This is a genomic window from Stenotrophomonas sp. YJH_SMC_19 (assembly GCF_059367915.1).
In genome coordinates this window covers 109,591-136,246 of record NZ_JCAFRI010000008.1, presented here as the reverse complement: position 1 = coordinate 136,246, position 26,656 = coordinate 109,591, and the positions used below count along the sequence as shown (strand labels likewise).

25 protein-coding genes and 1 pseudogene are annotated in these 26,656 nt (G+C 66.3%); 18 read left to right on the top strand and 8 right to left on the bottom strand.

Annotation, left to right across the window (positions count from 1 at the left end):
• Positions 1–198 precede the first annotated feature (198 nt).
• The gene (locus AC5P5R_RS10985) at positions 199–603 is read left to right on the top strand and encodes a DUF805 domain-containing protein (protein ID WP_100438371.1); all 405 of its coding nucleotides are present in this window, start codon (positions 199–201) and stop codon (positions 601–603) included.
• A gap of 74 nt (positions 604–677) precedes the next feature.
• Complete coding sequence (locus tag AC5P5R_RS10980; protein WP_100438370.1) at positions 678–1,832, top strand: hypothetical protein; 1,155 nt, start codon at positions 678–680, stop codon at positions 1,830–1,832.
• Here the strand turns inward: AC5P5R_RS10980 and AC5P5R_RS10975 are convergent, their stop codons facing one another.
• The gene (locus tag AC5P5R_RS10975; RefSeq protein WP_100438369.1) at positions 1,833–2,270 is read right to left on the bottom strand and encodes an acyl-CoA thioesterase; all 438 of its coding nucleotides are present in this window, start codon (positions 2,268–2,270) and stop codon (positions 1,833–1,835) included.
• 129 nt (positions 2,271–2,399) lie between these two features.
• Between AC5P5R_RS10975 and rimK the strand changes: the two genes are divergently transcribed.
• From rimK to AC5P5R_RS10945, 6 genes and pseudogenes are all read left to right on the top strand, one after another.
• Positions 2,400–3,278, top strand: a complete 879-nt coding sequence (gene rimK / locus AC5P5R_RS10970) for a 30S ribosomal protein S6--L-glutamate ligase (RefSeq protein ID WP_005410807.1) — start codon at positions 2,400–2,402, stop codon at positions 3,276–3,278.
• 246 nt (positions 3,279–3,524) lie between these two features.
• A complete protein-coding gene (locus AC5P5R_RS10965) occupies positions 3,525–4,001 on the top strand; it encodes a hypothetical protein (RefSeq protein WP_005410806.1) in 477 nt (158 codons plus the stop codon).
• 89 nt (positions 4,002–4,090) lie between these two features.
• A complete protein-coding gene (locus tag AC5P5R_RS10960) occupies positions 4,091–4,561 on the top strand; it encodes a hypothetical protein (protein WP_005410805.1) in 471 nt (156 codons plus the stop codon).
• A gap of 8 nt (positions 4,562–4,569) precedes the next feature.
• Positions 4,570–5,247: a response regulator transcription factor gene (locus tag AC5P5R_RS10955; protein WP_005410804.1), complete on the top strand. Its 678-nt coding sequence runs from the start codon at positions 4,570–4,572 to the stop codon at positions 5,245–5,247.
• Positions 5,210–6,577 carry a sensor histidine kinase gene (locus tag AC5P5R_RS10950; RefSeq protein WP_043034309.1) on the top strand — a complete coding sequence of 456 codons (1,368 nt, stop codon included), beginning with the start codon at positions 5,210–5,212 and terminating at the stop codon, positions 6,575–6,577. The genes AC5P5R_RS10955 and AC5P5R_RS10950 overlap by 38 nt, the downstream gene beginning before the upstream one ends.
• Before the next feature lie 482 nt (positions 6,578–7,059).
• Positions 7,060–7,371, top strand: a pseudogene (locus AC5P5R_RS10945) (hypothetical protein); the annotation flags it as partial.
• Between the two features lie 265 nt (positions 7,372–7,636).
• Here the strand turns inward: AC5P5R_RS10945 and coaE are convergent.
• Genes coaE through AC5P5R_RS10930 form a run of 3 tightly spaced genes read right to left on the bottom strand, consistent with a single transcriptional unit; the run spans position 7,637 to position 10,390 of the window.
• Positions 7,637–8,248: a dephospho-CoA kinase gene (coaE, locus tag AC5P5R_RS10940; protein ID WP_100438367.1), complete on the bottom strand. Its 612-nt coding sequence runs from the start codon at positions 8,246–8,248 to the stop codon at positions 7,637–7,639.
• Between the two features lie 11 nt (positions 8,249–8,259).
• Positions 8,260–9,123, bottom strand: coding sequence for a prepilin peptidase (locus tag AC5P5R_RS10935; protein ID WP_005410800.1), 864 nt, complete (start codon positions 9,121–9,123; stop codon positions 8,260–8,262).
• A gap of 7 nt (positions 9,124–9,130) precedes the next feature.
• Positions 9,131–10,390 (bottom strand): type II secretion system F family protein, encoded by a 1,260-nt coding sequence (locus tag AC5P5R_RS10930; RefSeq protein WP_100438366.1) that lies wholly within the window; start codon positions 10,388–10,390, stop codon positions 9,131–9,133.
• A gap of 352 nt (positions 10,391–10,742) precedes the next feature.
• Here AC5P5R_RS10930 and AC5P5R_RS10925 point away from each other — a divergent pair, with 352 nt between their 5' ends.
• From AC5P5R_RS10925 to pilB, 3 genes are all read left to right on the top strand, one after another.
• Complete coding sequence (locus AC5P5R_RS10925; RefSeq protein ID WP_100438365.1) at positions 10,743–11,174, top strand: pilin; 432 nt, start codon at positions 10,743–10,745, stop codon at positions 11,172–11,174.
• A gap of 151 nt (positions 11,175–11,325) precedes the next feature.
• Entirely contained in the window at positions 11,326–11,733 is a 408-nt protein-coding gene (locus AC5P5R_RS10920; RefSeq protein ID WP_100438364.1) for a pilin, read from the top strand.
• Positions 11,734–11,955: 222 nt separating this feature from the next.
• The gene (gene pilB, locus AC5P5R_RS10915; RefSeq protein ID WP_005414305.1) at positions 11,956–13,689 is read left to right on the top strand and encodes a type IV-A pilus assembly ATPase PilB; all 1,734 of its coding nucleotides are present in this window, start codon (positions 11,956–11,958) and stop codon (positions 13,687–13,689) included.
• 125 nt (positions 13,690–13,814) lie between these two features.
• Here the strand turns inward: pilB and AC5P5R_RS10910 are convergent, their stop codons facing one another.
• Both AC5P5R_RS10910 and AC5P5R_RS10905 read right to left on the bottom strand, forming a co-directional pair.
• Positions 13,815–15,188 carry a sigma-54-dependent transcriptional regulator gene (locus AC5P5R_RS10910; RefSeq protein WP_005410795.1) on the bottom strand — a complete coding sequence of 458 codons (1,374 nt, stop codon included), beginning with the start codon at positions 15,186–15,188 and terminating at the stop codon, positions 13,815–13,817.
• A gap of 60 nt (positions 15,189–15,248) precedes the next feature.
• Entirely contained in the window at positions 15,249–16,862 is a 1,614-nt protein-coding gene (locus AC5P5R_RS10905) for a sensor histidine kinase (protein WP_060380148.1), read from the bottom strand.
• A 357-nt stretch (positions 16,863–17,219) separates the two neighbouring features.
• Between AC5P5R_RS10905 and sucC the strand changes: the two genes are divergently transcribed.
• From sucC to AC5P5R_RS10890, 3 genes are all read left to right on the top strand, one after another.
• Entirely contained in the window at positions 17,220–18,389 is a 1,170-nt protein-coding gene (gene sucC, locus AC5P5R_RS10900; RefSeq protein WP_004154430.1) for an ADP-forming succinate--CoA ligase subunit beta, read from the top strand.
• Between the two features lie 21 nt (positions 18,390–18,410).
• Positions 18,411–19,286 (top strand): succinate--CoA ligase subunit alpha, encoded by an 876-nt coding sequence (gene sucD, locus AC5P5R_RS10895; protein ID WP_005410793.1) that lies wholly within the window; start codon positions 18,411–18,413, stop codon positions 19,284–19,286.
• 233 nt (positions 19,287–19,519) lie between these two features.
• Positions 19,520–21,154: an NAD+ synthase gene (locus AC5P5R_RS10890; protein WP_100438363.1), complete on the top strand. Its 1,635-nt coding sequence runs from the start codon at positions 19,520–19,522 to the stop codon at positions 21,152–21,154.
• A gap of 349 nt (positions 21,155–21,503) precedes the next feature.
• Here AC5P5R_RS10890 and AC5P5R_RS10885 read toward each other — a convergent pair whose 3' ends face one another.
• The gene (locus AC5P5R_RS10885; protein WP_100438360.1) at positions 21,504–22,706 is read right to left on the bottom strand and encodes a lipase family protein; all 1,203 of its coding nucleotides are present in this window, start codon (positions 22,704–22,706) and stop codon (positions 21,504–21,506) included.
• A gap of 190 nt (positions 22,707–22,896) precedes the next feature.
• Positions 22,897–23,784, bottom strand: a complete 888-nt coding sequence (locus AC5P5R_RS10880; protein ID WP_024956778.1) for an outer membrane protein assembly factor BamD — start codon at positions 23,782–23,784, stop codon at positions 22,897–22,899.
• A gap of 113 nt (positions 23,785–23,897) precedes the next feature.
• On the opposite strand from AC5P5R_RS10880, the gene rluD reads away from it, so the two are divergent.
• Genes rluD through AC5P5R_RS10860 form a run of 4 tightly spaced genes read left to right on the top strand, consistent with a single transcriptional unit; the run spans position 23,898 to position 26,596 of the window.
• Complete coding sequence (rluD, locus tag AC5P5R_RS10875) at positions 23,898–24,887, top strand: 23S rRNA pseudouridine(1911/1915/1917) synthase RluD (protein ID WP_005410789.1); 990 nt, start codon at positions 23,898–23,900, stop codon at positions 24,885–24,887.
• Positions 24,887–25,657 carry a peptidoglycan editing factor PgeF gene (gene pgeF, locus AC5P5R_RS10870; protein ID WP_049395382.1) on the top strand — a complete coding sequence of 257 codons (771 nt, stop codon included), beginning with the start codon at positions 24,887–24,889 and terminating at the stop codon, positions 25,655–25,657. The genes rluD and pgeF overlap by 1 nt, the downstream gene beginning before the upstream one ends.
• A gap of 2 nt (positions 25,658–25,659) precedes the next feature.
• Positions 25,660–26,184, top strand: a complete 525-nt coding sequence (locus AC5P5R_RS10865) for a DUF4166 domain-containing protein (RefSeq protein WP_049452820.1) — start codon at positions 25,660–25,662, stop codon at positions 26,182–26,184.
• Entirely contained in the window at positions 26,159–26,596 is a 438-nt protein-coding gene (locus AC5P5R_RS10860; RefSeq protein ID WP_100438359.1) for a thiol-disulfide oxidoreductase DCC family protein, read from the top strand. The genes AC5P5R_RS10865 and AC5P5R_RS10860 overlap by 26 nt, the downstream gene beginning before the upstream one ends.
• Positions 26,597–26,656 lie beyond the last annotated feature (60 nt).

Sequence of the window (26,656 nt, the reverse complement as noted above, 5' to 3'; positions counted from 1 at the left end):
CAAACATCCCTTGGCCGGATCGGTCGAGTCCGAATGCATCCTTGCGCTGAGCCTGCAGGACAGGAACTGCCCCGCTGCAGCTGCGGCTGCTGTGGCCTCCCGGGCCCGGTCGAGCTGCGGGGTTCAGTTGATGCTTGGCTTCGCAATGCTAGAAGATCGTCAGCTGTTGACGCCCAACATCCGTTGCCCGGAGCGTGAATGATCGCTGCACTTGTGCCTATCAGGCGATGCCTTGATTTTTCCGGACGATCCGACCGGCGGGAGTTCTGGTCGTATTCGCTGCTGGCCGGGTTCGTGATGGCGGTGAGCTACAGCGTGATGGATCGCGGTTACTGGCTGGTCGGGTACCTGTCATTGGATTGGGAAACGTCCGAGATCCTGTGGAAGGTGGGATGGGTCATGACCGTCTGCGCTGTCTTCGTCTTCCTGCCTCCGATGCTGGCCCTGACCGTGAGGAGATTGCACGACATCGACGAGTCAGGCTGGTACACGGTGATCGCGTTCATTCCCTTGGGGGTGTTCGTCCTCTTTCCGGTCATGCTGCTTCCCGGGAGCGAGGAAGAGAATCGATTTGGCGCAGTTCCAGGAGCGCAGGATGCTTGAACCGGCATCGGCCGCAATCGATCGGATCCGCCTTGAAGACGTGGACAGTTCGCTGGGGCGCCTCTCTCATCCGCATGTCCCTTGATCGAACCGCCCTGCGGCGCTACACCCAGTGGTTGCCGTTCCTGGCCCTGGTCGCCGTCTGTGTGGCCTGGTGGTCGCCTCTGGGAGTGATTGCCGGCCTTGCCGTGTGCCTTGCGTTGGGGGGCGCGCTGCAGCGAATCGATCTGGTCGGCAATGCCGTGGGCGGTTCACGACTGCGCTCGCAATCGATGAAGCCCTTTGCCGAACGGCCGCCCGCACATGATGTGCTGTTGGATTGGGGCGAGCTGGGCATGGGCGGACCGGCGTACAGCACGCAGATGCTGCGCGATGGCGCCATCGTCGAAGGCGTATCCACTGGAGGCAGTCGTGATGCCAGTGGTGAATGGCAGGACCTGCCGGGAGGCGCGCTGCGCCTGGCCAGCGGGTATGTTGATCGATGCGAAGCAGTGATCGTCTACGACGAGCGCCAAAAGACGGTGCAGGTGCTTGCGGCTGATCCCGGCCAGTTCCGGCAGCAGCTGGGCGAGCGCCTGCAGACCGATGGGGAGGCGGGGGCGGCGGCGTGGCTGCGCAGCCAGTCCGGCGGCGTGACCCAGCTGCATTCCTGCCGAGGCCTATGGTTGGAGCACGGACATCCGGCGCTGGCCGCCGGATTGCCGCGGGAGCTGAGGCACGTCCTGCCTGATGCCCGGGTGCTGCGCGCGGTCCCGCTGCTTCCCGATGATCTGCGCGTGACTGCGCATCCGGCCCTGTTCGCGTGCATCTGCCCGTATGCCCTTTACCTTGACGAGATCTCCAGTGGTCGCCATGCCTGTGATCTGGAGACCGTGATCGCAAGCCCGTCGGGACGCTGCCTGGTGGTGGCCGGCAGTGTGCTTGATGAAAACCTGCGACCCATCGAGGGCGTGTGGCTTGTCTGCTGGCAGGGTCGTTGGCAAGCCTTTGCCCGTCATGCGATGGGGGGCTTCGGCAAGGCCCGGAGCATGGCCTGGATCAATGTGATCGATGCTGACGATGACGGCACACTGCAGTGCGAAGCCTATGAGGAACGCTGGGAGTTCGATGCCGTCCATCGATACCCCACGCGCCACACGGCCTTGGAGCTGCCTGTGGAATGGCGGGAAACCGGGTTGGCGCTGCGCGCCCGGGATGGGCGCTTCAGGCTGCGCCTTCCCTCGCGCTGATCAGGCCTCGGCGGCGCGCGCGCTCGTTTCCCGCAGCGACTGTGCATATTCCTCGGTGAACAGCCCCGACAACGCCTGGCGCTGCTCCGCATCGATCTCGCGCGAGGCGTTGGCCGTGTAGTCGAAATGAACCATCACGCAGCGCCCGCTGGCTACCAGGGCCTCGAACTGGAACGCCTGCTGCACGATCGACAGCGAGGAGCGGCCAATGCTCTCGATCCAGGTCTCGATGCGCACTTCGTGTCCCGCCTGTATCTGCTGCAGGAAGTCGATCTCGTAGCGGCGCAGGATCAGTGCCAGGTCGCGCATGCTGGCCTCGTGGCTGAAATGCCGGAAGATCTCCTGGCGGCCTTCCTCGAACCAGACGGGCAGGGCGGTGTTGGTGACGTGGCCGAGTACATCCACTTCGGAGAAGCGCGGGAATACGGTGATCGACATCGGGTTTCCTTGCGGTCTGGCCTGCCCCCGCAGTGTGCCGCCTGCGCCTGAGCAAGCCACGCCGCAGGGCATCATCCACCCGCCACACGCCCGCGCTATGCTGCGCGCCTGCCGCCCGATCCTGCCGCGATGAAGCTCGCCATCCTGTCCCGCAACAGTTCCCTGTATTCCACCCGCCGGCTGGTCGAGGCGGCGCGCGCGCGCGGCCACACCGTGCGCATCCTCGATCCGCTGCGCTGCTACATGCGCATTGCCGCCGATGGCTTTTCGATGCATTACAAGGGCCGGCCGATGACCGGCGTGGACATGGTCATCCCGCGCATCGGTGCCTCGATCACCCGCTATGGCACGGCCGTGCTGCGCCAGTTCGAACTGATGGGTGCACGCACCCCGAATCCGTCCGACGCGATCCTGCGTTCGCGCGACAAGCTGCGCGCACACCAGCTGCTGGCGGCCAAGGGCATCGACATGCCGGTCACTGTGTTCGGCGACAACCCCGACGACACCGTCGACCTGTTGTCCATGCTGGGCCCACCGCCGCATGTGGTGAAGCTCAATGAGGGTACCCAGGGGCGCGGCGTGATCCTTACCGAGAAGGCCAGCGCCTCGCGCGGCATTGTCGAGGCCCTGCGCGGGTTGTACGCCAATTTCCTGATGCAGGAATTCATCGGCGAGGCCAAGGGCGCCGATCTGCGCTGCTTCGTGGTCGGTGACCAGGTGGTTGCCTCGATGCAGCGGCAGGCGCCGGAAGGTGACTTCCGCTCCAACCTGCATGCCGGGGGTACGGCGGTGGCGGCCAAGGCCAGCCGTGCCGAGCAGCAGGTGGCGGTGCGGTCGGCCAAGGCGCTGGGACTGTCGGTGTGCGGGGTGGACCTGATCCGCTCCGCGCGCGGCCCGCTGGTGCTGGAGGTCAATTCAACGCCGGGGCTGGAAGGGATCGAGGCCGCCTGCGGGGTGGACGTGGCCACGCGCATCATCGAGCACGTCGAGAAGCTTAAAAAACCCTGATTATTCAGCGGCTTGAGATTCTCACGGGCGGATGAGGCCGGCTTTAACAAGCCTTTAATCGGCCCACGCGTAGGCTTCAGCGAACCGCAGCTCTGCCTCTCAGCAGGATCGGTATCGGGATACAACTTCAGACCTAGGCGGGGGCACCGCCTGGGTCTTTTTTATGCCTGCCCGCTGTCCCTTGTGGGGGTGGCGTGACGGCCGTAGAGTGGCCCCCATCGTTCCTGGATGGATCGGAGGCTGGCGATGTACCGCATCACGATGATCGCGTTGTTGCTGGGCCTGGCCGGATCTGCTGCGGCCAAGCCGGAGAAATCCGTTGTGCAGATGGACCGGCAGTCGCCGGTGGCCGAGCAGGTGCGCCAGGTCGAAAAAGCCCTGGATGATGGCGATTACAGCGAGATTTCCGCTGATGACCGCAGCACCGTGCGCGAAGCGCTGGCCCGGATCACCGCGCGGATGGGCGGCCACCAGAGCGTGCAGGAACTGCCGCCGCAGGTGCAGGGGGAGGTCTTCAACGACCAGGAGCGGATCAATACCCTGCTCACCCGTGCCCACGAGGACAGCCGGCAGATCTGCCAGCACACGCGCAGCACCGGCAGCAACATGCCCAAAAGCCGCTGCCTGACGGTGGCCGAGCGCCGCCGGATCGAGGAAAAGGGCAAGGCGCTGTTGAACGACCAGCGCACCTTCAACAACTTCAACCCTGCCAGCTCGCGGTAGGGCTTCCGCTGCCCCGACCATTGGCACTTGCTGGCGTGAAGGGGGTGCGAATAGAGTCGGGATTCGCCACAGACAAGGATTTGTTTGCCATGAAACAGGCTTTGATGTCGGCCGTCCTGTTGTCAGGACTCGCCCTGGTCAGTACCGCATCGGCATCCAGGGGCAAGGACGTGTTCGTGCCCGGCCAGCCGCTGCAGCAGCAGATCGCGCGTATCGAGGTGGAGCTCAAGGACGGCGAAACCTATTCGGAACTCAAGCAGGACGAGCGCACCCGCGTCAACGACGCCCTGGCACGCATGCGCGCAGCGGTGGAGCAGTACCCGGCACGCGATTCCATGCCTGAACCGGTGCAAACCCAGGTCTTCAACGATCAGCAGGTCGTGAACACGGTTTTGACACAGGCGCGTGAAGATAGTCGTCTAATATGCCAACGTGAAAAGCCCATCGGTTCCAACCGGACCACGACGCAGTGCATGACCGTTGCCGAGCGCGCTCGGCAGAAGGAACGGGCACAGCAGGACATGAGGCAGGTCATGCGCGCCGGCAGTACAGTCAATTAGAGGTGACAGTGAGAATCCTGGTAATCGAAGACAACAGCGACATTGCGGCCAACCTGGGCGACTATCTGGAGGACCGGGGGCATACGGTGGACTTCGCGGCTGACGGGGTCACCGGCCTGCATCTGGCCGTGGTGCACGAGTTCGACGCGATCGTGCTGGATCTCAACCTGCCAGGCATGGACGGCATCGAAGTCTGCCGCAAGCTGCGCAATGAAGCGCGCAAGCAGACCCCGGTGCTGATGCTGACGGCCCGCGATTCGCTGGACAACAAGCTGGCCGGCTTCGATTCCGGTGCCGATGACTACCTGATCAAGCCGTTCGCGCTGCAGGAAGTGGAAGTGCGTCTGAACGCCCTGTCGCGCCGCGGCAAGGGCGTGCAGACCCGCGTGCTGGAAACCGGCGACCTGGAATACAACCTGGATACGCTGGAAGTGCGCCGCCAGGGCAAGCTGCTGCAGCTCAACCCGACCGCGCTGAAGATCCTGCAGGCGCTGATGGAAGCGGCACCCGCGGTGGTGACCCGCCAGGAGCTGGAAACCCGCGTGTGGGGCGAGGAACTGCCCGATTCGGATTCGCTGCGCGTGCATATCCATGGCCTGCGTGCGGTGGTCGACAAGCCGTTTGAAGTGCCGCTGATCCAGACCCGCCATGGCATCGGATACCGCATCGCCACCCCGGAAGCCTGATTCCGTGGCAGCCAAGGGGGAGCGCCGGCGCACGCCATACCGGCGGCGCCTGCGCAGCCGCATCATCGTCTCGTTCGTGTTGTTGGGCTTCTGCCTGACGACACTGTTCGCGTTCGCCACCAACTGGGCCCGCCTGCGCGTGGAAAACCAGCTGGTGGAAGAGCTGATGAACCGCAACATCGACGAGTACGCGCGGCGCTACTACGAACACCCGGGCCACAACCCGGACGCGCCGGTGCTGCAGATCCGTGCGTATGCCTATTCCAAGGACAAGTTCGACCGGGTGCGCGAAGAACGCGCGCAGTGGGCGGGCTTCTCCGATGGCATCCACAGCGTCAGCGGCGACGAACACGGCGAACCCTATTCCTACAAGCTGGCCGTGCGGAAGACGCCCGACGCCTGGTTCTTCCTCGCCTATGACATGACCGACAGCGTGCGCGGCGGCAAGCAGCTCAACCGCGCGCTGGTGTTGTCGGTGCTGGTGTTCAGTGTGCTGTCGCTGGTGCTGGGCTGGTGGTCGGCCTCGAAGGTGATGAAGCCGGTGTCGGACCTGGCCGCGCGGCTGCGTGCGTACCGCGGCGGTACCAGTGAGCCCGAGCCCTTGGCACCGCGCTTCCCCGATGACGAGGTGGGGCAGCTGGCACAGGCGCTGGACGACTATTCCTCGCGGCTGACCGAAGTGGTGCAGCGCGATCGCGAGTTCAATGCAGACGTCAGCCATGAACTGCGCACGCCGCTGGCAGTGATCCGCGGTGCCACCGAGCTGCTGCTGACCCGGCCCGGCCTGGACGAGAAGGTGCTGCAGCGCCTGCAGCGTATCCAGCGTGCCGAGCAACAGTGCAGCGACCTGATCGGCGCACTGCTGCTGCTGTCGCGCAACGAGCGCGGGCAGGGCACCAGCAACGTGGCCCGCGTGGCCGAGCAGCTGCTGGATGCGCACCGCGCGCAGCTGGGTGGCAAGCCGCTGGAGCTGCTGCTGGAAGGCGAGCGCAACCTGGTGATCGATGCACCCGAGGCGGCGCTGTCGGTGGCGCTGGGCAACCTGATCGGCAACGCGGTGAAGTACTCGCAGGATGGCGAAGTACGCGTCTTCGTGGGCGCCAATTCGGTGTCGGTGACCGACAGCGGCCCGGGCCTGAGCGAGGAAGACGCGGCCAAGCTGTTCCAGCGTGGCTACCGCGGCACGCACGCCGGTCATTCGCAGGGCGGCGGCATCGGCCTGTCGATCGTCAGCCGTCTGTGCGACCTGTACGGCTGGCAGGTGAGCGTGCGTCCCGGTGGCGAGCGTGGCGTGATCGCCACCCTGACGTTCTCGCCGAAGCCGTTGTAAGCACCCCTGCTTTGGTGGGTGCCGACCTTGGTCGGCACGGACCCTGCCGACCTTGCATCACGCCCTGTGTCGCTTGTGACACTGAATCCCCTGCACGCGGACATTGCATCACAGGCCCGACACGACACCACCGTGATCGCTGCCGCGCCCGGCGCGTGTTCCAACGCACGCATTCGCAAGCCCGCGCCGCACTTGGGAATTTCCTTACAGATCGCCGTGCGCGGTGATGGCCTGATGACCTGGCCGGGGCAGGTGCCTTGGCCGGGATTGGCGTCCTGAAATCAACTGTCAGATGGAAAACTTCCGATGCCTCGCGCGGCATCGCGGACAATGCACTGTGCTCGCTTCATGGCGGGCGGTGCGTGGGGATTCCCGGGAATCCGCCGGAGTTTCCATCCATCTGGGAGTTGTCCGGTACGCCAACCCGCACCGTCCGCCACCTTGCATCTGCAGGTGGCCTGCCGTCTGCGAGGAGCTTCATCATGTCCACCCGCCCGCTGTTCCCCCAGTTGCACGCCCTGATCGGCGATGCCGCCCACCTGCTGCCTGCCGACGTCGCCGAGCGGGCCGAAGTTCTGCTGGATGACCCCAGGGACCTGCTGCCCGCCCTTCTGGCGCGCATGGATGGCCGCGACGCCGCCGACGGCCAGCGGCTGGATGTGCAGGGTGCCAGCCCGGCGCAGGCCGCCACGATGGCTGGTCTCAGCCGCACGCTTGCCGGCCTGAATACCCTGATCCAGCTGCTGCACGCTGCCGAAATCGCGCGGGAGCAGGGTGGCGCCCGCCAGCAGCTGGAGTAGATCCACGCCACGCATGGATGCGCTTTGGTAGTGCCGGCCGCTGGCCGGCAATCGAATCGGCCAGTAGATCCACGTCACGCATGGATGCGCTTTGGTAGTGCCGGCCGCTGGCCGGCAATCGAATCGGCCAGTAGATCCACGCCACGCATGGACGCGCTTTGGTAGTGCCGGCCGCTGGCCGGCAATCGAATCGGCCAGTAGATCCACGCCACGCGTGGATGCGCTTTGGTAGTGCCGGCCGCTGGCCGGCAACCAGGCCTCAAGCCCCGGCCAAGCCCAGATACCGCGCATGCAGCTGTTCCACCTGCACCTGCAGGTCCTCCGGCTGCCCATCATTGACCACTACGTCATCGGCCAGTGCCAAGCGCTGCGCACGGCTGGCCTGCGCAGCAATCATCCGGTCGGCCAGCGCAGCATCAATGCCGTCGCGCTGCATCAGCCGGGCATGCTGCACGGCTTCCGGTGCATCCACCAGCAATACCCGGTCCAACCAAGGGTAGGCCTTCCGCCCGCCCACCTCGGTCAGCAGCGGAATGGCCGCAATCGCATAGGGGCTCTCAGCCTGCTCGCACTGCTGTTGCATCAGCAGGCGGATGGCCGGGTGGGTGATGGCTTCCAGCGCCGTCCGCTCGGCCGGATCGGCAAAGACGTGGGCGCGCAGGCGGGCCCGGTCCAGGCCGCCGTTGGCCAGTAGCATGTCGGCGCCGAAACGCTCGGCAATGCGGGCCAGCGCCGGGCTGTCGGCAGCCACCACGGCCCGGGCGGCCAGGTCGGCGTCGGCCACCACGATGCCCAGCGCTTCGAAGCGCCGGGTCACTTCACTCTTGCCCGAGGCGATGCCACCGGTCAGGCCAACCACATAGCGGCTCATGGGGACTCCCCTCAGCGCAGCCCGCTCATCACCATGTACTGCTCCACCAGCGGCGCACCCCACATGAAGTACAACCAGCCGGCAATGGCCAGGTAAGGGCCGAACGGAATCGGCGTGGCGCGGTCACGGCCCCGGCTGTACAGCCAGATCGAGCCGATAATGGCGCCCAGCACCGACGACAGCAGGATGATCGGCAGGATGCCCTTCAGCCCGCACCAGGCGCCCAGCGCTGCCAGCAGCTTGAAATCGCCGTGGCCCATGCCCTCCTTGCCGGTCAGCTGCTTGAACAGCCACCAGACCGTCCACAGCGACAGATAGCCCACCGCCGCGCCCACCAGGGCGGGCTTGGCCGGCATGTACAGGTTGTCGATGCTGCCTATCAGCCCCAGCCACATCAGCGGCAGGGTGAGCTGGTCCGGCAGCAGCTGGGTGCGCAGGTCGATGCCGGACAGCGCGATCAGGAAGCAGGTCAGCACGATGGCGCCGAAACCCTGCCAGCCGAAGCCGAACTGCCAGACGCAGGCCACCACCAGCAGTGAGGTCAGCGCCTCCACCAGCGGGTACTGCAGCGAGATCGGTGCCTTGCAGTGGCGGCACTTGCCGCCCTGGATGATCCAGCTGAACAGCGGGATGTTCTCGTACCAGCTCAGCTTGTGCTTGCAGTGCGGGCAGTGCGACGGCTCGACCACGATCCCCGGTGGGGGCGGCTCATAGAAGTCCGGTTCCTCCAGGACTTCGCGCGCATCGCGCTTCCACTGCCATTCCAGCCGCTTGGGCAGGCGCAGGATGACGACGTTCAGGAAACTGCCCAGCAGCAGTCCGAAGGCGGCCGCGGCGGGGTAGCCGAGGCCAGGATGCTGGTCGAGAAAAGCCATGTATGTGTTATCCGACGACGGCGCCGAGTTTGAAGATGGGAAGGTACATGGCAATCACCATGCCGCCCACAATGGTACCAATGAACACCATGATCATCGGTTCCAGCAGGCTGCTCAGGGCATCCACCGAATTGTTGACCTCCTGCTCATAGTACTCGGCCACCTTGAACAGCATGGCGTCCAGCGCACCAGCCTCTTCGCCGATGCCGGTCATCTGGATGACCATGTGCGGGAACAGGTTGGTCTGCTTCATCGACATGTTCACCGGGTAACCCACCGAGACGTCGTCGCGCATGCGCAGCACCGCCTCTTCGTACACGGTGTTGCCCGTAGCACCGGCCACGATGCCCAGCGCCTCCACCAGCGGCACGCCGGCCTTGAAGGTCACCGCGGTGGTGCGCGAGAAGCGGGCGATGGCGCTGTTGTGCATGATCTGCCCGATCACCGGCACCTTCAGCACGAACCGGTCCATCGCATGCTGCATCTTCGGCGAGCGCTTGTAGGACATGACCAGAGCGACCGCCGTACCGATCGCGACCAGCAGCATCAGCCACCACCACGACACCATGAACCGCGAGAGATTCACCACCATCTGGGTGAAGGCGGGCAGCTCGGCACCGAAGCTCTTGAACACGTCCTCGAACTGCGGCACCACGAACACCAGCATGATGCCGCTGACCAGCATGGCCACCACCACCACCATGATCGGGTAGAACAGCGCTTTCTTGATCTTGCCCTTCAGCGCTTCGATGTTCTCCTTGTAGGTGGCCACCGTGTCCAGCACGGTTTCCAGCACGCCGGCGCCTTCACCGGCCCGCACCAGGTTGCGGTACAGCTCGTCGAACTGCACCGGGTGCTTGCTGATCGCCTCATGCATCGAGGAGCCGCCCTCGATGTCGGTGCGGATGGTGTCGACCAGCTTCTTCATCCGCGGGTTCTTGTGCCCGCTGGCGATGATGTCCAGCGCCGACACGATCGGCACGCCGGATTTCATCATCGTGGCCATCTGCCGGCTGAAGAAGGCGATGTCCTTGGGCTTGATCGGGCTGCCGGCGGCGCCGAACAGCGGCTTCGACTTGGGCTTGACCTGGCCCGGGTTGATGCCCTGGCGGCGCAGCTCGGCGCGCAGCAGGTTGGCGTTCTTGGCCAGCTGCTCGCCCTTCATCTTCACGCCCCGCTTGTCGGTCCCCTCCCAGACAAACGGCTGAAGTTCCATGGTGGCGCGCGCCACCGGCTCTTTCTTGATCGCACTGCGACTGACAGACATGTTGGCTCCCCAAGACCCGCCATCCCCAGGCGGGTAACTAGCCATCGATGGTAGCGGGTTCAAGGGCGGATGGGCAGTTGGCAGGCGGCCCAGCGTGCGATTTCGTGCCGGGTGCCGACCAAAGGTGACGCACTGCGTCACATTGCCGCGTTCATCGCAGATTCGGAAGCGGGGGGTTCCCATCCGCGAAATTGCTGCCATCATGGGCGTGGGGAAATCCAGGGGGAGGCGTGCCGGGGTTGGCACGCAACCTGCGTTGATCCACCCGCAGGGCATGGAGCCCGCTCAACCGGCGCTGTCCGGTCCGATTCCGTGCACTGAACTCAACCACCACTATCTTGGGGATGTACCAATGAAGAACCAGAAGGGCTTCACCCTTATCGAACTGATGATCGTCGTCGCGATCATCGCCATCCTGGCCGCCATCGCGCTGCCGGCCTACCAGGACTACACCTCGAAGTCGAAGGTCACCGCTGCGCTGGCCGACCTGGCCTCGCACAAGACCCAGTTCGAGATGGAAGTCAGCAACGGCAACGTTCCCAAGCTGGAAACCGCTGGTTTCCAGAGCAAGGAAACCGGTAGCTGCAAGGAAATCGCTGTCGACAAGGATGGCATGACCTGCACCATTCGTGATCCGGGCCGTATTGGTGATGCTTCCACCCTCAAGCTGGCATACGCTGAAGCTGCTGTGGACGACAAGGGCGCAATCACCAAGGCCGGCGGTTTCAGCTGCAAGGTCACGGACGTGAAGGAAAAGTACCGTCCGGCGGGTTGCACTGAGTAATTCATCTGCTTAGAAGAACTGCGAAGGTCCAAGCCTTCGTACTTTTTGGGTAGTAGACACAAGGCCCGCTTCGGCGGGCCTTGTGCTGACTGGAGTACGAATTCCGGTCAGCACGCAGCAATGGGGATTGCTGGATCAAACAGGGGGAGTCATGAACACACAGAAGGGCTTCACGCTCATCGAACTGATGATCGTTGTGGTCATCATCGCCATCCTGGCAGCGATCGGGACAGTCGTATTTCAGCCTTACATCATTCGTACCCAGCTGACGGCCGCGCTGGCCGATATCAGCCCGGGCAAGATGCTGGTTGAAACGGTCGTCTATGAAAACCGCTCGGCCAGCCTGGTCACCCCCGAGTTCATCGGCGGTGCCCAGAACGCCCACTGCTCCAACGTCGAAGCCGAACTCAGCGACTCCGGTGTCGGCCACATCAGCTGCACCCTGAAGGGTCACAGCGTGCTGGACGGCAAGGACCTGATCCTGCGCCGCTCCGCCGAGGGCATCTGGAGCTGCGATGGCAGCGCGTTCGAAGCGCGCTATCGCCCGACCGGCTGCTGATCACACTTCAGCGCTCCGATGGGATGCTGGCTGCCCCTTGACGGGGCTATCATCCCCGGGGGAGTCAGGATCGTGCCTGCCGGGCCGGGAGTGCCGGGCAAGGCAGTGTTGCTCATGGATTGGCGATGCCGGTGGCCATTGGGTCGCGGCGGGTTCTGCTGCCCCGTGCGGTGTCCGTGCAAGACGCACGGCATGGCATGACCCCATGAGCCAAGGATTCATATGAACGCTGTCACCACCGCCAATCTTGTCGGCATCACCGGCCTGGCCCGTCGCCTGGTGCAGGACGGGGCCCTGGACGAGGCCACCGCCCGCGACGCCATGGCCAAGGCCGCCGCCGCGCGCCAGCCATTGCCGACCTGGTTCGCGCAGAACAAGCTGGTCAATGCCTCGCAGTTGGCCGCCGCCAACGCGGTCGAGTTCGGCATGCCGCTGTTCGACGTGTCCACCTTCGACGCCAGCCAGAACGCGATGAGCCTGGTCAGCGAGGAGCTGCTGCGCAAGCACAACGTGCTGCCGCTGTTCAAGCGCGGTGGCAAGCTGTTCGTCGGCACCAGCAACCCGACCCACTCGCTGGACGAGATCAAGTTCCATACCAACCTGGTGGTCGAGCCGATCCTGGTCGACGAAGACCAGATCCGGCGCACGCTGGAACAGTGGCACGCCAGCCATGACACCCTCGGCGACGCCCTGGGTGGCGATGACGATGGCATGGGCAACCTGGACGTGGCGGCCGGCGACGAGGATCTCGGCGCCACCGGCGGCGATTCCGGCATCGACGCCAAGGGTGACGACACCCCGGTGGTGAAGTTCGTCAACAAGGTGCTGGTCGATGCGATCCGCAAGGGCGCCTCGGACATCCACTTCGAGCCCTACGAAGACGATTACCGCGTGCGCCTGCGCATCGACGGCCTGCTGAAGATGGTGGCGCGCGCACCGGTGAAGCTGAACCAGCGCATCGCCGCGCGCCTGAAGGTGATGGCACAGCTGGACATCGCCGAGAAGCGCGTCCCGCAGGACGGCCGCATCAAGCTCAACCTGTCCAAGACCAAGCAGATCGACTTCCGCGTCAGCACGCTGCCGACCCTGTTCGGCGAGAAGGTGGTGCTGCGTATCCTCGATGGCAGCGCGGCCAAGCTGGGCATCGACAAGCTGGGTTACGAACCGGACCAGCAGAAGCTGTTCCTGGATGCCATCCACAAGCCCTACGGCATGGTGCTGGTGACCGGCCCGACCGGTTCGGGCAAGACAGTGTCGCTGTATACCGCGCTGGGCATCCTCAACGACGAGACGCGCAACATCTCCACCGCCGAAGACCCGGTGGAAATCCGCCTGCCCGGCGTCAACCAGGTGCAGCAGAACAACAAGCGCGGCATGACCTTCGCCGCGGCGCTGCGCTCGTTCCTGCGACAGGACCCGGACATCATCATGGTCGGCGAAATCCGCGACCTGGAAACAGCGGAGATCGCGATCAAGGCCGCGCAGACCGGCCACATGGTGCTGTCCACGCTGCATACCAACGATGCGCCGCAGACCATCGCGCGCCTGATGAACATGGGTATCGCGCCCTACAACATCACCAGCTCGGTGACGCTGGTGATCGCCCAGCGCCTGGCGCGTCGCCTGTGCGGCAACTGCAAGCGTCCGTCCAGCCTGCCCGAACATGCGCTGCTGGCCGAAGGCTTCACCCAGGCGCAGCTGGATGCGGGCATCGAGCTGTACGAGGCCGTGGGCTGCGACGAATGCACCGAGGGCTACAAGGGCCGGACCGGCGTCTACCAGGTCATGCCGATGACCGATGAGATCGCCACCATCGTGCTGGCCGGTGGCAATGCGCTGCAGATTGCCGAGGCGGCGCAGCAGATCGGGGTGAATGACCTGCGCCAGTCGGCATTGAAGAAGGCGGCGGCGGGCATCACCAGCCTGGCCGAGATCAACCGCGTCACCAAGGATTGAGGTAGATCCACGCCATGCGTGGATGACGCGATGCATGAGGTTGCCGGCCAGCGGCCGGCACTACCAGGTCGGTGGTACGCGCCGGGTCAGAGCCCTTTCCTTTGGAAAGGGATCCGACCCCGGGTTTACTCCATCCCCAGCTTCTTCAGCTTGTAGCGCAGCGCACGGAAGGTGATGCCCAGCTGCGCGGCGGTACGGGTCTTGTTCCAGCGGTTCTCTTCCAGCGCACGCTGGATGGCGCTGCGCTCGAGCTGCTCGATGTAGGAGGGCAGGGCGGCGCTGCCCGGCTGCAGGTCGGCCACCGCTTCGGCGGGCGCCGCACTGCCAGGTGCACGCGGCGCGTGCTGCGGCAGGCGCAGGTCATCGGCGCCGATGCAGTCTTCCTCGGCCAGGGCCAGCGCACGTTCCAGGATGTTCTCCAGCTCGCGCACATTGCCCGGGAATGCATACTGCGCCAGTGCTTCCAGCGCCGAGGGCGCCAGCAGCGGGGTGGCGCGGCCGTGGCTGCGGGCCAGGCGGGCCAGCACGGCGGCGGCCAGTTCGGGCAGGTCCTGGCGGCGTTCGCGCAGTGGCGGCACCTTCAGTTCGATCACGTTGATGCGGTAGTACAGGTCGTGGCGGAAGCGCCCGTCCTCGACCAGCTCGGCCAGGTCCTTGTGGGTGGCCGAGAGGATGCGGACATCCACCGGCTCCTCGTTGGCCGCGCCCACCGCGCGCACCGACTTTTCCTGGATCGCGCGCAGCAGCTTCACCTGCATCTGCAGCGGCAGTTCAGCCACTTCGTCCAGGAACAGGGTGCCGCCGTGCGCAGCCTGGAACAGGCCAGGCTTGTCAGCGTGTGCGCCGCTGAAACTGCCCTTGCGGTGGCCGAAGAATTCGCTCTCCATCAGCTCGCCGGGAATGGCACCGCAGTTGACCGGCACGAACGGGCCGGCCGCGCGCGCGCCCTGGGCATGGATGGTGCGTGCAACCAGCTCCTTGCCGACGCCCGACTCGCCGAGGATGTAGACCGGCGCCTGGCTGCGCGCGACCTTGCCGATGGTGGTGCGCAGCACATCCATGGCCTGCGAGTGGCCCAGCAGGCGCCCGCCCTGTTCGGCGTTGGGGCCCGGTGCCGGGCGCTCGGCGTTGTTGAGTTCCAGCGCGTGCTTGACCAGTCCGCGCAGCACCGAGATGTCCACCGGCTTGCTGACGAAATCGAACGCACCGGCCTTCAGTGCCTCCACAGCGAGATCCATGCTGCCGAATGCGGTGATCATCGCCACCGGCGTGCGCGGGTAGTGCTGGGCGATCTCGCTGACCAGCTCGATGCCGTTGCCATCGGGCAGGCGCATGTCGGTGATGCACAGGTCGTACGGATTGCTGGCCAGCAGCTCACGTGCCTCGGCCAGGTTGGCGGCGGTACTGATGCGCAGCCCCATGCGGCCGAGGGTCAGCACCAGCAGTTCGCGGATGTCGCGTTCGTCGTCGACGACGAGGGCGCTGCGGGTTTCATTCATGGGCGTGAAAGATAAACGAGGGGGCTGGAAGCGACAAATGTTTGACGCACAGAATGGGGATCAGCTCGGCAGCAGCGTATGTGGACCGGGCAGCACCAGGCGGAAGCAGGAGCCACCGGCCGGCACCGCGATGTAGTCCAGGCGGGCCTGGTTGGCCCTGCACAGCTCGCGCGCGATGTACAGGCCCAGTCCCGTGCCATGCTCGGACGTGGTGAAGAAGGGCCGGAACAGCTGCGCAGCCACGCTCTCCGGGATACCCGGGCCACGGTCCATCACGTCGATCACCGCGCTGCGTTCGTGCTGGGCCACGCGCAGCCGCACCCGTGCAGGCTGCTGGCCGATGCGGCCGTACTTCAGTGCGTTGTGCACCAGCACGGTCAGCACCTGGTAGAGATGCTTGGCGTCGACCTGGGCCATCACCGATGTGTCGCTGATGATCGGTTCGATGCTGTCGGTCTCCAGGGTCTGGCCCTGCTTGTACTCCAGCACGAAGCGGCGCACGAAGGCGACCAGGTCCACGTTCTCGGGCGTGGCGCGTTCGCGCCGTGCCAGGCCCAGCACGCTCTCGACGATGCCGTTGGTGCGCTGGCACTGCTGGCGGATGATCTGCAGCAGGCGGCGGTCGCTTTCGTTGAAGCCGGTGCCTTCCTCGAGCAGCTGCACGGCATAGTTGATCGCCGCCAGCGGATTGCGGATCTCGTGCGCCAGGCTGGCCGAGAAGCGGCCCATGGCCGACAGAGTGAGCGATTCGGCGCGGCGCGAGACCACGCTGGAATCGTCCAGGAACACCAGCGCAAGGTCGCTGCCGGCCAGCAGGCGGGCAAAGCGTGGCTGCACTTCCGGCTGGTCGGGGTTGAGCTGCAGCGGCAGTTCGTCCTGTGCCCAGCCATTGCGCCAGCGCTGCAGCCGGCGCGCCAGTTCCGGTGCGGCACTGGCCAGGTCCAGGCGCCCGCTTTCGCCGTTGCCGTCGTTGTCGCCCAGCAGCATCGAGGCGGCTTCGTTGGCCAGGGTGATGCGGTTGTCGGCGTCCACCACCAGCACGCCGGTGCGCATGCGGCGGATGATCAGTTCGTTGATCTGGAACAGGTTGGCGACTTCATCGCCGCGCTGGTTGGCCAGCTGCTGGTTGCGGCGGGCGCGGTTGCCCACCTGGTAGCTGATGAAGGCCAGTGCCAGGTAGCTGGTGGCGAACATCGCCAGTTCGGCGAGGGTGCGGGTGGGGTCGCCGCCTTCCAGCAGCTTCCAGGTGTACTCGACGCCGGTGGCCAGGCTGGCGGCCAGCGCCAGGCCCAGTCCCAGGCTGAGCGGTAGCAGGGTGGCGGCGGCGGCGATGTTGAACAGCAGCGACATCGAGATGCCGGCACTGGCGCCGGGCAGGGCGTGCGACAGCAGGGTGGCGGCCACGATATCCACCAGCACGCCAGTGACCACGATCGGGCGCAGCCAGCGTTCGTTGCGGCCGACCACCAGGGCCAGCAGCGACAGGGCCAGGTAGATGACCGCAACGACATCGGCCAGCCGCGGGTGGTGGGCTTCGCCGACCATGGCCGACAACGGGCTGTAGAGCAGGGCGGCAATGACCGTAGCGATCAGCACCCGGTACAGCGCGAAGAAATACAGTTCACGCCGCGGAATCGATTCGATGCGGTCAATCAATGAAGCACTGGGTGACACGCCGGAACTCCCCTTCTGGCTGCCTGGGTCTGGATTCTGCGGCGGGCCTGTCCGGCGTCCCCTGAAGTCGGGCCGGCACGTCGCGTTTGCGAAGGGCAGTATAGGGCCCCCGGCCGGGCGCCGCCGAAGTGGTCCGGATCGCGCATTTGGCCCGTTGCGGACACCGGTGGCCAGCCCCGGCCCGGGTGCAACTGTCTGAATGACGGTGGAAATCTGCCCGCGTCTGGCGTTTTGTACAGACTTCTTTGCGCCCCGGCGCTGGCTCGGCCACAATAGTGGGCCCGCCGCGGTCCATGCCGGCGCCCCGCCGGGGCCCTGAGGAATTGCGTGCGGTCGTTCCTATTCCCACGGTGACGCATGAATTTCCACGAATACCAGTCAAAACAACTGCTTGCCGAGTACGGCATCCCGGTCCCGGCCGGCAAGGTCGCTGCGACCCCGGACGAAGCGGTTGCCGCTGCCAACTCCCTGGGCCAGGGCCCCTGGATGGTCAAGGCGCAGATCCACGCTGGCGGCCGCGGCAAGGCTGGCGGCGTCAAGTTCTGCAAGACCACCGACGACGTGAAGGCCGCTGCGGCCAAGATGCTCGGCACCAAGATGGCCACCTACCAGACCGCTGGCGTTGAACTGCCGGTCAACCTGGTGCTGGTGACCACCGCCGGCGAGATCGTCAAGGAACTGTACCTGTCGGTGCTGGTCGACCGTGGCACCAAGACCATCACCTACATCGCCTCTTCGGAAGGCGGCGTGGAGATCGAGCAGGTCGCTGCTGAAACCCCGGAGCTGATCCACTCGCTGAACGTCGACTTCGTCGAAGGCGTGCAGGGTTACCACGGCCGCGATTTCGGCTTCAAGCTGGGCCTGACCGCCAAGCAGGCCGGCCAGTTCGCCAGCATCATGGTGAACCTGTACCGCCTGTTCAACGAAAAGGACCTGGCCCTGGTTGAAATCAACCCGCTGGCCATCCTGGACGACGGCAACCTGTACGCGCTGGACGGCAAGTTCGACAGCGACGACAACGCCGCGTTCCGCCAGAAGGCCCTGGTCGCCATGCGCGACAAGACCCAGGAAGATCCGACCGAAGTGATCGCTTCGGAACTGGACATCAACTACGTCACCATGGACGGCAACATCGGCTGCATGGTGAACGGCGCCGGCCTGGCCATGGCCACCATGGACGTCATCAAGCTCAACGGCGGCGAGCCGGCGAACTTCCTGGACGTGGGCGGCGGTGCCAACAAGCAGCGCGTCATCGAAGCCTTCAAGCTGATCCTGTCCTCGGACAAGGTCGAAGGCATTTTCGTCAACATCTTCGGCGGCATCGTCCGCTGCGACATGATTGCCGAAGGCATCATCGCCGCCGTGAAGGAAGTGGGCGTCAAGGTTCCGGTCGTGGTGCGCCTGGAAGGCACCAACGTGGAAGAAGGCAAGCAGCTGCTGCGTGACAGCGGCATGGCCATCATCCCGGCTGACAACATCAACGATGGCGCCAAGAAGATCGTTGAAGCTGTCAAGAACGCCGCCTGATACCGACACCAAGGAATTCCAATGTCTGTTTTGATCAACAAGAACACCAAGGTGATCGTGCAGGGCTTCACCGGCCAGCAGGGCACCTTCCACGCCACTCAGATGATCGAGTACGGCACCCAGGTTGTCGGCGGCGTGACCCCGGGCAAGGGTGGCACCACCCATATCGACCTGCCGGTCTTCAACACCGTTGCCGACGCCGTGCAGAGCACCGGCGCCAACGCCTCGGTCATCTACGTGCCGCCGCCGTACGCGGCTGACGCGATCCTGGAAGCCGCTGCTGCCGGCATCAAGGTTATCGTCTGCATCACCGAAGGCATCCCGGTGCTGGACATGCTGCGCGTCAAGAACGTGCTGACCCGTTCGCATCCGGACACCGTGCTGATCGGGCCGAACTGCCCGGGCGTCATCACCCCGGGTGAGTGCAAGATCGGCATCATGCCGGGCCACATCCATCAGCCGGGCAAGATCGGCATCGTGTCGCGTTCGGGCACCCTGACCTATGAAGCGGTCAAGCAGACCACCGAAGTCGGCCTGGGCCAGTCCACCTGCATCGGCATCGGTGGTGACCCGATCAACGGCCTGAACTTCGTCGACTGCCTGAAGCTGTTCAACGAAGACCCGCAGACCGAAGGCATCATCATGGTTGGCGAAATCGGCGGCGACGCCGAAGAAGCCGGCGCCGAGTACATCAAGAACCACGTGAAGAAGCCGGTCGTCGGTTTCATCGCCGGTGCGTCGGCTCCGGCCGGCAAGCGCATGGGCCACGCCGGTGCGATCGCCTCGGGCGGCAAGGGCACTGCCGAAGGCAAGTTCGCCGCCATGGAAGCGGCCGGTGTTGTCACCGTCCGCTCGCCGGGCGACCTGGGCGCTGCCATCGCCAAGCTGGTGAAATAAGATCGACTGCCTCCGGCAGACGATGCTGTAGAGCCGGCCGCTGGCCGGCTGCTTGAAAACAGAAAGGCCGCCTCCGGGCGGCCTTTCTGCGTCTGGCGCCCTGGCCATTCCGGCAAGCTCATCCACGCATGGCGTGGATCTACTGAGCCGGGGCTGTCCACGCAGCGAGCGCGCCCGGCGCGCGCATGGCGCAGCGCTACAATGGCGGCATTGCAACCACAGGCTGGATTCCCATGGCTTCGATCCGCATCGCGATGGCGCAGTTCGACTTCCCGGTCGGCGACGTCGCCGGCAACACCGAGCGCATCATCGAGATGATCGGCCAGGCGCGCGACGAGTACGGCGCCGAGCTGGTGATGTTCCCCGAGCTGGCGGTGAGCGGTTATCCGCCGGAAGACCTGCTGCTGCGCCCGGGCTTCCTGTACGAGTGCGAGCAGGCAATGATGCGCATCGCCGCAGCCTGCCGCGGCATCACCGCGGTGGTCGGCTGGCCGCAGGCGGCTGGCGCGGTGGTCTACAACGCCGCCAGCGCGCTGCGCGATGGCCTGGTCGAGCAGACCTACCGCAAGCGTGAGCTGCCCAATTACGCCGTGTTCGACGAACGCCGCTACTTCGATGTTGATCCGGACGGTGGCAGCTGCGTCTTCGAGGTCAACGGCATTCCGGTGGGTTTGCTGATCTGCGAGGACCTGTGGTTCGCCGAGCCGCTGGCCGACACCGTGCGCGCCGGCGCGCAGCTGGTGGTGGTACCCAATGCCTCGCCGTACGAGCGCGGCAAGCACGCCCAGCGCGATGCGGTGCTGGCCGCACGCACCCGCGAGAGCGGGGCAGCGATTGCCTATCTCAATGTGGTCGGTGGCCAGGATGCGCTGGTGTTTGATGGCGCCTCGGTGGTGGCCGATGGTGATGGCACGGTGCACCCCGCCGCCGCCGCCTTCGTCGACCAGTGGCTGGTGGTGGAGTACGACGGCGAAACGCGCCGCTTCATGCCGCACGTGTGGATGGACGACGGCGACGAGAGCATGGACGCGCTGGCCTGGCGCGCGGTGACCCGTGGCATCCAGGACTACTGCCGCAAGAACGGTTTCAAGAAGGTCTGGCTGGGCCTGTCCGGTGGCATCGATTCGGCGCTGGTACTGGCGCTGGCGGTCGACGCGCTCGGCGCCGAGAACGTCACCGCTGTGCGCCTGCCGTCGCGCTACACCGCCGGCATGTCCAACGACCTGGCCGCCGAGCAGTGCCAGGCACTGGGCGTGAAGCTGGAAGCGGTCTCGATCGAGCCGGCGTTCAAGGGCCTGATGGAATCGCTGGCGCCGATGTTCGAAGGTACTGCGCCGGACGTGACCGAGGAGAACCTGCAGTCGCGCAGCCGTGGCGTGATCCTGATGGCACTGGCCAACAAGTTCGGTGGCCTGCTGCTGACCACCGGCAACAAGAGCGAGTACGCCGTCGGGTATGCCACCATCTATGGCGACATGTGCGGTGGCTATGCGCCGTTGAAGGACCTGTACAAGACCGAGGTGTTCGGCCTGTCCAAGTGGCGCAATACCGTGGGCGGTGCGCCGGTGATCCCGCCGGCGGTGATCAGCCGCCCGCCGTCGGCCGAACTGCGCGAGAACCAGCTGGACCAGGACTCGCTGCCGGCCTATGACGTGCTGGACGGCATCCTGTACCGCTACATCGACCAGGAGCAGTCGCGCACGGAGATCGTGGCGGCCGGTTATGACGCGGCCGTGGTCGACCGCGTGCTGCGCCTGGTGCGCATCAGCGAGTGGAAGCGGCACCAAGCCGCGCCAGGCCCGAAGGTGTCGCGCCGCGCTTTCGGTCGCGAGCGTCGCTACCCGATCAGCAACGGCTACAAGGGTTGAGGTAGCCGTTGGCAGGTAGTGCCGGCCGCTGGCCGGCAACGCCGTATGCCGCGCATCCACGCATGGCGTGGATCTACTGCCTTTGGTAGTGCCGGCCGCTGGCCGGCAACCCGTATCCCGCGCATCCACGCATGGCGTGGATCTACTGCCTCCGGTAGTGCCGGCCGCTGGCCGGCAACCCGTACCCCGCGTATCCACGCATGGCTCGGATCTACTGCCTCCGGTAGTGCCGGCCGCTGGCCGGCAACCCGTATCCCGCGCATCCACGCATGGCGTGGAGCTACTGCCTTTGGTAGTGCCGGCCGCTGGCCGGCAACCCGTATCCCGCGCATCCACGCATGGCGTGGATCTACCGGGCGTCGTCGAGCAGCTGTTCGAGGTCGGCGGTTTCCGCAGCGTCGTTGAAGTGGCCGTCCCCCAGCCGGGCCCGTACGAATGCCAGGCCATCCGCCGCCGCAGCGTCCAGCGTGCCGCGATGGTCGACCGGGTAGCGCCGGAACGCTACCGGCTCGCCGCGCAGCGCCAGGCCTGCGGCATACAGCAGGGTGGTCAGATAGGGCACGTCGCGGTCCTCGCTGCCGTGGCCCAGCATCAGCGGTTGGCTGAAACCGCGGCGCGGTACGCCGAGATAGTCGTACAACACGGCCCAGATGCCTGGCACGCTGGTCAGCGGTGCGGTGAACATGCTGCCGGTATCCGCGCCGTCCAGCGTGGTGGCCAGTTCGCCCAGGCACTGCTCGCGTGCCACTGCCACGCGAGCGCGGCCGGTGTCGCTGAGGACGCGGTTGACCTGCGGCGCAACCTGCAACAGACCATCGAGCAGATACGCGTGATACGCGTTGAGCGCGCCAGGATTGGTGGTGCGGTTGTCCGGCTTCATCACCAGTGCGGTCAGCTCGACGGCGGTGGGCGTGCCGGTGGTGAAGCTGCCGCGGTAGTGCAGCGACGGGCCAGCATAGGTGGGCGCCAGATGCCCGGCAGTGAGCGCGGCGGCACCACCCTGCGAATGGCCGACCGAGACCCAGCGCGGCGACAGCGTTGCGGTGCCCAGATACTGGCGGCTGGCTTTGACGAGGTCGATGGCATTGCGCGCGGCAGTGCGCACATGCAGATAGGCATGGTCACCTGGACCGCCGAGGCCCTGGTAGTCCGCAGCAACCACCGCATAGCCCTGTGCCAGGAACTGATCGAGGAAGCGGCCGTCGCGTTCGGGTTGGTAGGGGCCGGACACCGAGGGCGCACAGTGATCCGCGATGCCCTGGGTGCCATGTGCCCAGGACACCACCGGCCAGCCGCCTGCAGGCGCCGCGCCGGCGGGCAGGTACAGCAGGCCGGTGCCTTCGGCCAGCTGGCCGCGATGATCCGGGGTGCGGTAGTGCAGCTTGTAGGCCTGCGCGGCCTTGGACGGCACCCATGACGCGCGATAGGGGGCAGCAGACAGCAGATCGCCCGGTGCGGGTGAGGCAGCCGCCACGGGGCCCGAGGACAGCGCCAGCAGGGCAGTGGCGAGGATGCAGGCGAGCGGGTGGAAACGGCGGGGCGGTGGGGTCATGGGGCGCTCCTTCACGACCGGGATGGCCGTTGCGCCGCAGTGTGGAGGGCCTCGCCTACGCCGATTGGGACCGGCGTCGCATCCGCCGGGGATTCGTAGAATTCCTAGTGTCGTGGTCCATGGGCGCGCGAACCCTCCACGCATGGCGTGGATCTGCCGACAAAGAAAAGGCCCCTTTCGGGGCCTTCTTTTACTTCTTTTCCAGTCGCGCGTTGCGCTGGCCGGTGCTGGCGGACTTTTCGCCAGCGAACGGGTTCAGCTTGCGGATCATCCACGGGTACTTCGGCCACTTGCCTTCCAGCCACGGGTGGTCCGGCTGGTTCAGCTGCAGGACGCGGCGGGCGTCGTCGGCCAGGGTCTTGTTGCCCAGGTGGGTGTAGGAATCGGCCAGGACGGCGACGGCATCGTACTGGAACGCGCTCTGCGGATAGGTTTCCAGCAGGTAGTTGGCGCGGCCGGCGGCCGAGACCCAGGCGCCGCGGCGCATGTAGTACAGGGCGTTGTCCAGCTCATGCTGGGCGAACACGTCACGCAGCTCCAGCATGCGCTGGCGCGCATCGGCGGCGTAGCGGCTGTTCGGGTAACGGTCGACCACGATGTTGAAGTCCGAATACGCCTGGTGCGGCGTGGACAGGTCGCGGCGGCTGGCATCCAGCGACCATACGCGACGCAGGAAAACCGTACTGCGGTTGGAGTTGGCCAGGCCGCGCAGGTAGTACAGGTACGCGATGTTGCGATGGGTCGGGTAGGTACGGATGAAGCGGTCGATGCTGGACACCGCATCGTCGTGCTTGCCGGCCTTGTACTGCGCGTAGGCGGTTTCGATCATCGCCTGTTCGGTATACGGGCCGTACGGATACTGGGCCACGAGGCGGCGGAAGCTGGTTTCAGCCCCGCTCCAGTTGCCACCCTGCATCAGCTTGTGGCTCTTCTCGTACAACTGTTCGACCGGCGTCCCTTCATCGGGGCGATCGCCCTTCTTGGCGCCACGGTGGCAGCCGGTGGCGGCGATGACCAGCACCAGCAGCAGGGCGGTGAGGCGGACGGGCGCGGAGAGCATGGAGGAGCGTCGGATCATGAGGTCGAGGCGGGACGCGGCTGGAATACGAAGGGTCGATGATAGCCTAGTGTCCTGTCCAGCGACTGAAACCGGCCGCCGGGACCCCAAAATTTCAAAGAATGCCCCCTGCCATGTCTGAACAACCCTCTGAATCGGCCCGCCAGGCCATCGTCCCCGACACCGCTGCCGGCCGCCGTTTCGACGCCGTGGTGGCCGAACTGTTCCCCGAATACTCGCGTTCGCGCCTGACCGAGTGGATCAAGGCCGGGGAGGTCCTGCTGGACGGCGCCCAGGTGCGCCCGCGCGATCCGCTGCGCGGTGGCGAGGTGGTGACCCTCAACGTGGTGCTGGAAACCCAGACCGACGCCCAGCCGGAGGACATCCCGCTGGACGTGCTGTTCGAGGACGAGCACCTGCTGGTGATCAACAAGCCGGTCGGCCTGGTGGTGCACCCGGGCGCGGGCAACCACAGCGGCACCCTGGTCAACGCCCTGCTGTTCCGCGACCCGTCGGTGGCGGTGCTGCCGCGCGCGGGCATCGTGCACCGCCTGGACAAGGACACCAGTGGCGTGATGGTGGTGGCCAAGACCCTGGAAGCGCAGACCGCGCTGGTCGAGCAGCTGGCCGCACGCGACGTGCACCGCCAGTACCTGGCCATCGTGATGGGTGCGCTGGTGGCCGGCGGTACCGCTGATGCCCCGATCGACCGCCACCCGCGCGACCGCCTGAAGATGGCGGTGCGCGAGGACGGCAAGGAAGCGATCACCCACTACCGCCTGCGCGAGCGCTTCCGTGCGCACACCGCGCTGGAGTGCCGCCTGGAAACCGGCCGTACCCACCAGATCCGCGTGCACATGGCGCATGTGCGCCATCCGATCATCGGTGACCCGCTGTACGGCGGTGCGCTGAAGCTGCCCAAGGGGGCCAGCGATGAGCTGGTGGCCGCGCTGCGTGGCTTCAAGCGCCAGGCCCTGCACGCGGAAACCCTGGAGTTCACGCACCCGATCACCGGTGAGCTGGTGCGCAACACCGCGCCGGTGCCGGAGGACATGCTGCACCTGATGAAGGTGCTGCGCGAAGACAGCGAGGCCTTCGCCGCGCGCGAGCGGGACCGCTGGTGATGGCCGCCGCGCTGCCCGTGCTGCAGGCGGACTGGCCGGCGCCGCCGGGCGTCCATGCGTTGACCACGCGTCGGCACGGTGCGGGCATTTCGCCGGCGCCGTTCGCGCAGTTCAACCTGGGCAACCGGCACGCGGCCGACGGTGATACCCCAGCCAACGTAGAGCACAACCGCCAGCTGCTGCAGCAGGGGCTGGGGCTGCCCTCGACACCGCACTGGCTGCGCCAGGTGCACAGCAGCACCGTGCTGCGCTTCACCGCGCCGCCGGTGCCCGGCGCAAGCGAGCCGGTGGCCGATGCCGCAGTGACCTCGGTGCCGGGCGTGGTGCTGGCGATCCTGACTGCCGACTGCCTGCCCGTGGTGTTTGCCGCCGCCGATGGCAGTGAGGTGGGCGCGGCCCACGCAGGCTGGCGTGGCTTGGCCGATGGCATGCTGGAGGCCACCGTGGCCGCCATGCAGACGCCGCCGGCGCAGCTGCGGGCTTGGCTGGGCCCGGCCGCCGGACCGGCCGACTACGAGATCGGCGAGGAGGTCTACCACGCCTTCGTCGGCCATGATCCGGCCGCCGAGGCGGCGTTCGTGGCCACCCGCGCAGGCCATTGGAAGGTGGACCTGTTCGCGCTGGCGCGGCAGCGGTTGCAGGCGGCGGGCATGGACCCGGCGCAGGTCCATGGCGGCACGGTGTCGACCATGGCCGATCCGGACCTGTATTCGCACCGGCGCGACCGTCGCACCGGGCGCATGGCGACGCTGGCCTGGATCGCGCCCTGACCTTGCCGCTGTTCGCGCGCGTGCTGGGGCCGGCCTTCGCCACCCTGGCCGCGCCGGTGCAGGCGTTGCATGCCGCGCCGTTGCCCTGCCGCTACGTGGGGCAGGCGCGTATCGTGAGGGGGCGGCACTGGCTGGTGCCGCTGTTGGCCGCGTTGGCGCGGCTGCCGAAGGACGGTGGAGCGTTGCCGACCGAAGTGGCGTTCAGTGCACACGGGCAGGGCGAGCAGTGGGCGCGGCGTTTTGGCCGCTGGCCGATGGTGTCGCGGCTATGGGCGCACGAGGGCTGCCTGCGCGAGCAGTTGGGCGCGGTGCGCTTCGAGTTTGATCTGCAGGCCCGCGAGGGTGGCATCGACTGGTCGGTGCGCCGGGTCTGGGCGTTCGGGCTGCTGCCGTTGCCGAGGCGCTGGTTTGGTGGCGTACGTTGCCGCGAAGCCTGGCAGGGCGAGCGTTACACTTTCCTGGTCGATGTGACGCTGCCCTGGGCGGGAGCCCTGATCCGCTATGAAGGTTGGCTCGAACCGCAGTGAGGCCGCCGCCGAGGCGGGTAGCGCGGTGATCGTATTCGATGGCGTATGCGCGCTGTGCAACCGCTGGGTGCGCTTCCTGCTGCGTTTCGACCGCGCGGGGCGCTACCGCTTTGCGGCGATGCAGGGGCAGCAGGGCAGCGCGATGTTGCGCGCGCACGGGCTGGACCCGCAGGAGCCGATGTCGTTCCTGCTGCTGGACGCGCAGGGTGCCTGGACCGATACCGATGCGATCCTCCGCGTGCTGGCGGGGCTGGGCGGCGCCTGGCGCCTGACCGGCGTACTACGGGCAGTGCCGCGCGGCTGGCGTGATGCCGCGTACCGCGTGCTGGCGCGCAACCGCTACCGCTGGTTCGGACGGCACGACGCCTGTCATCTGCCCGCACCGGAGCAGGCAGCGCGATTCCTGGATTGAAGGAAAAAGGGGACGGAGGGGATCAAGGCGTCTGTGCACAACTGCCTTGATCCCCTCCGT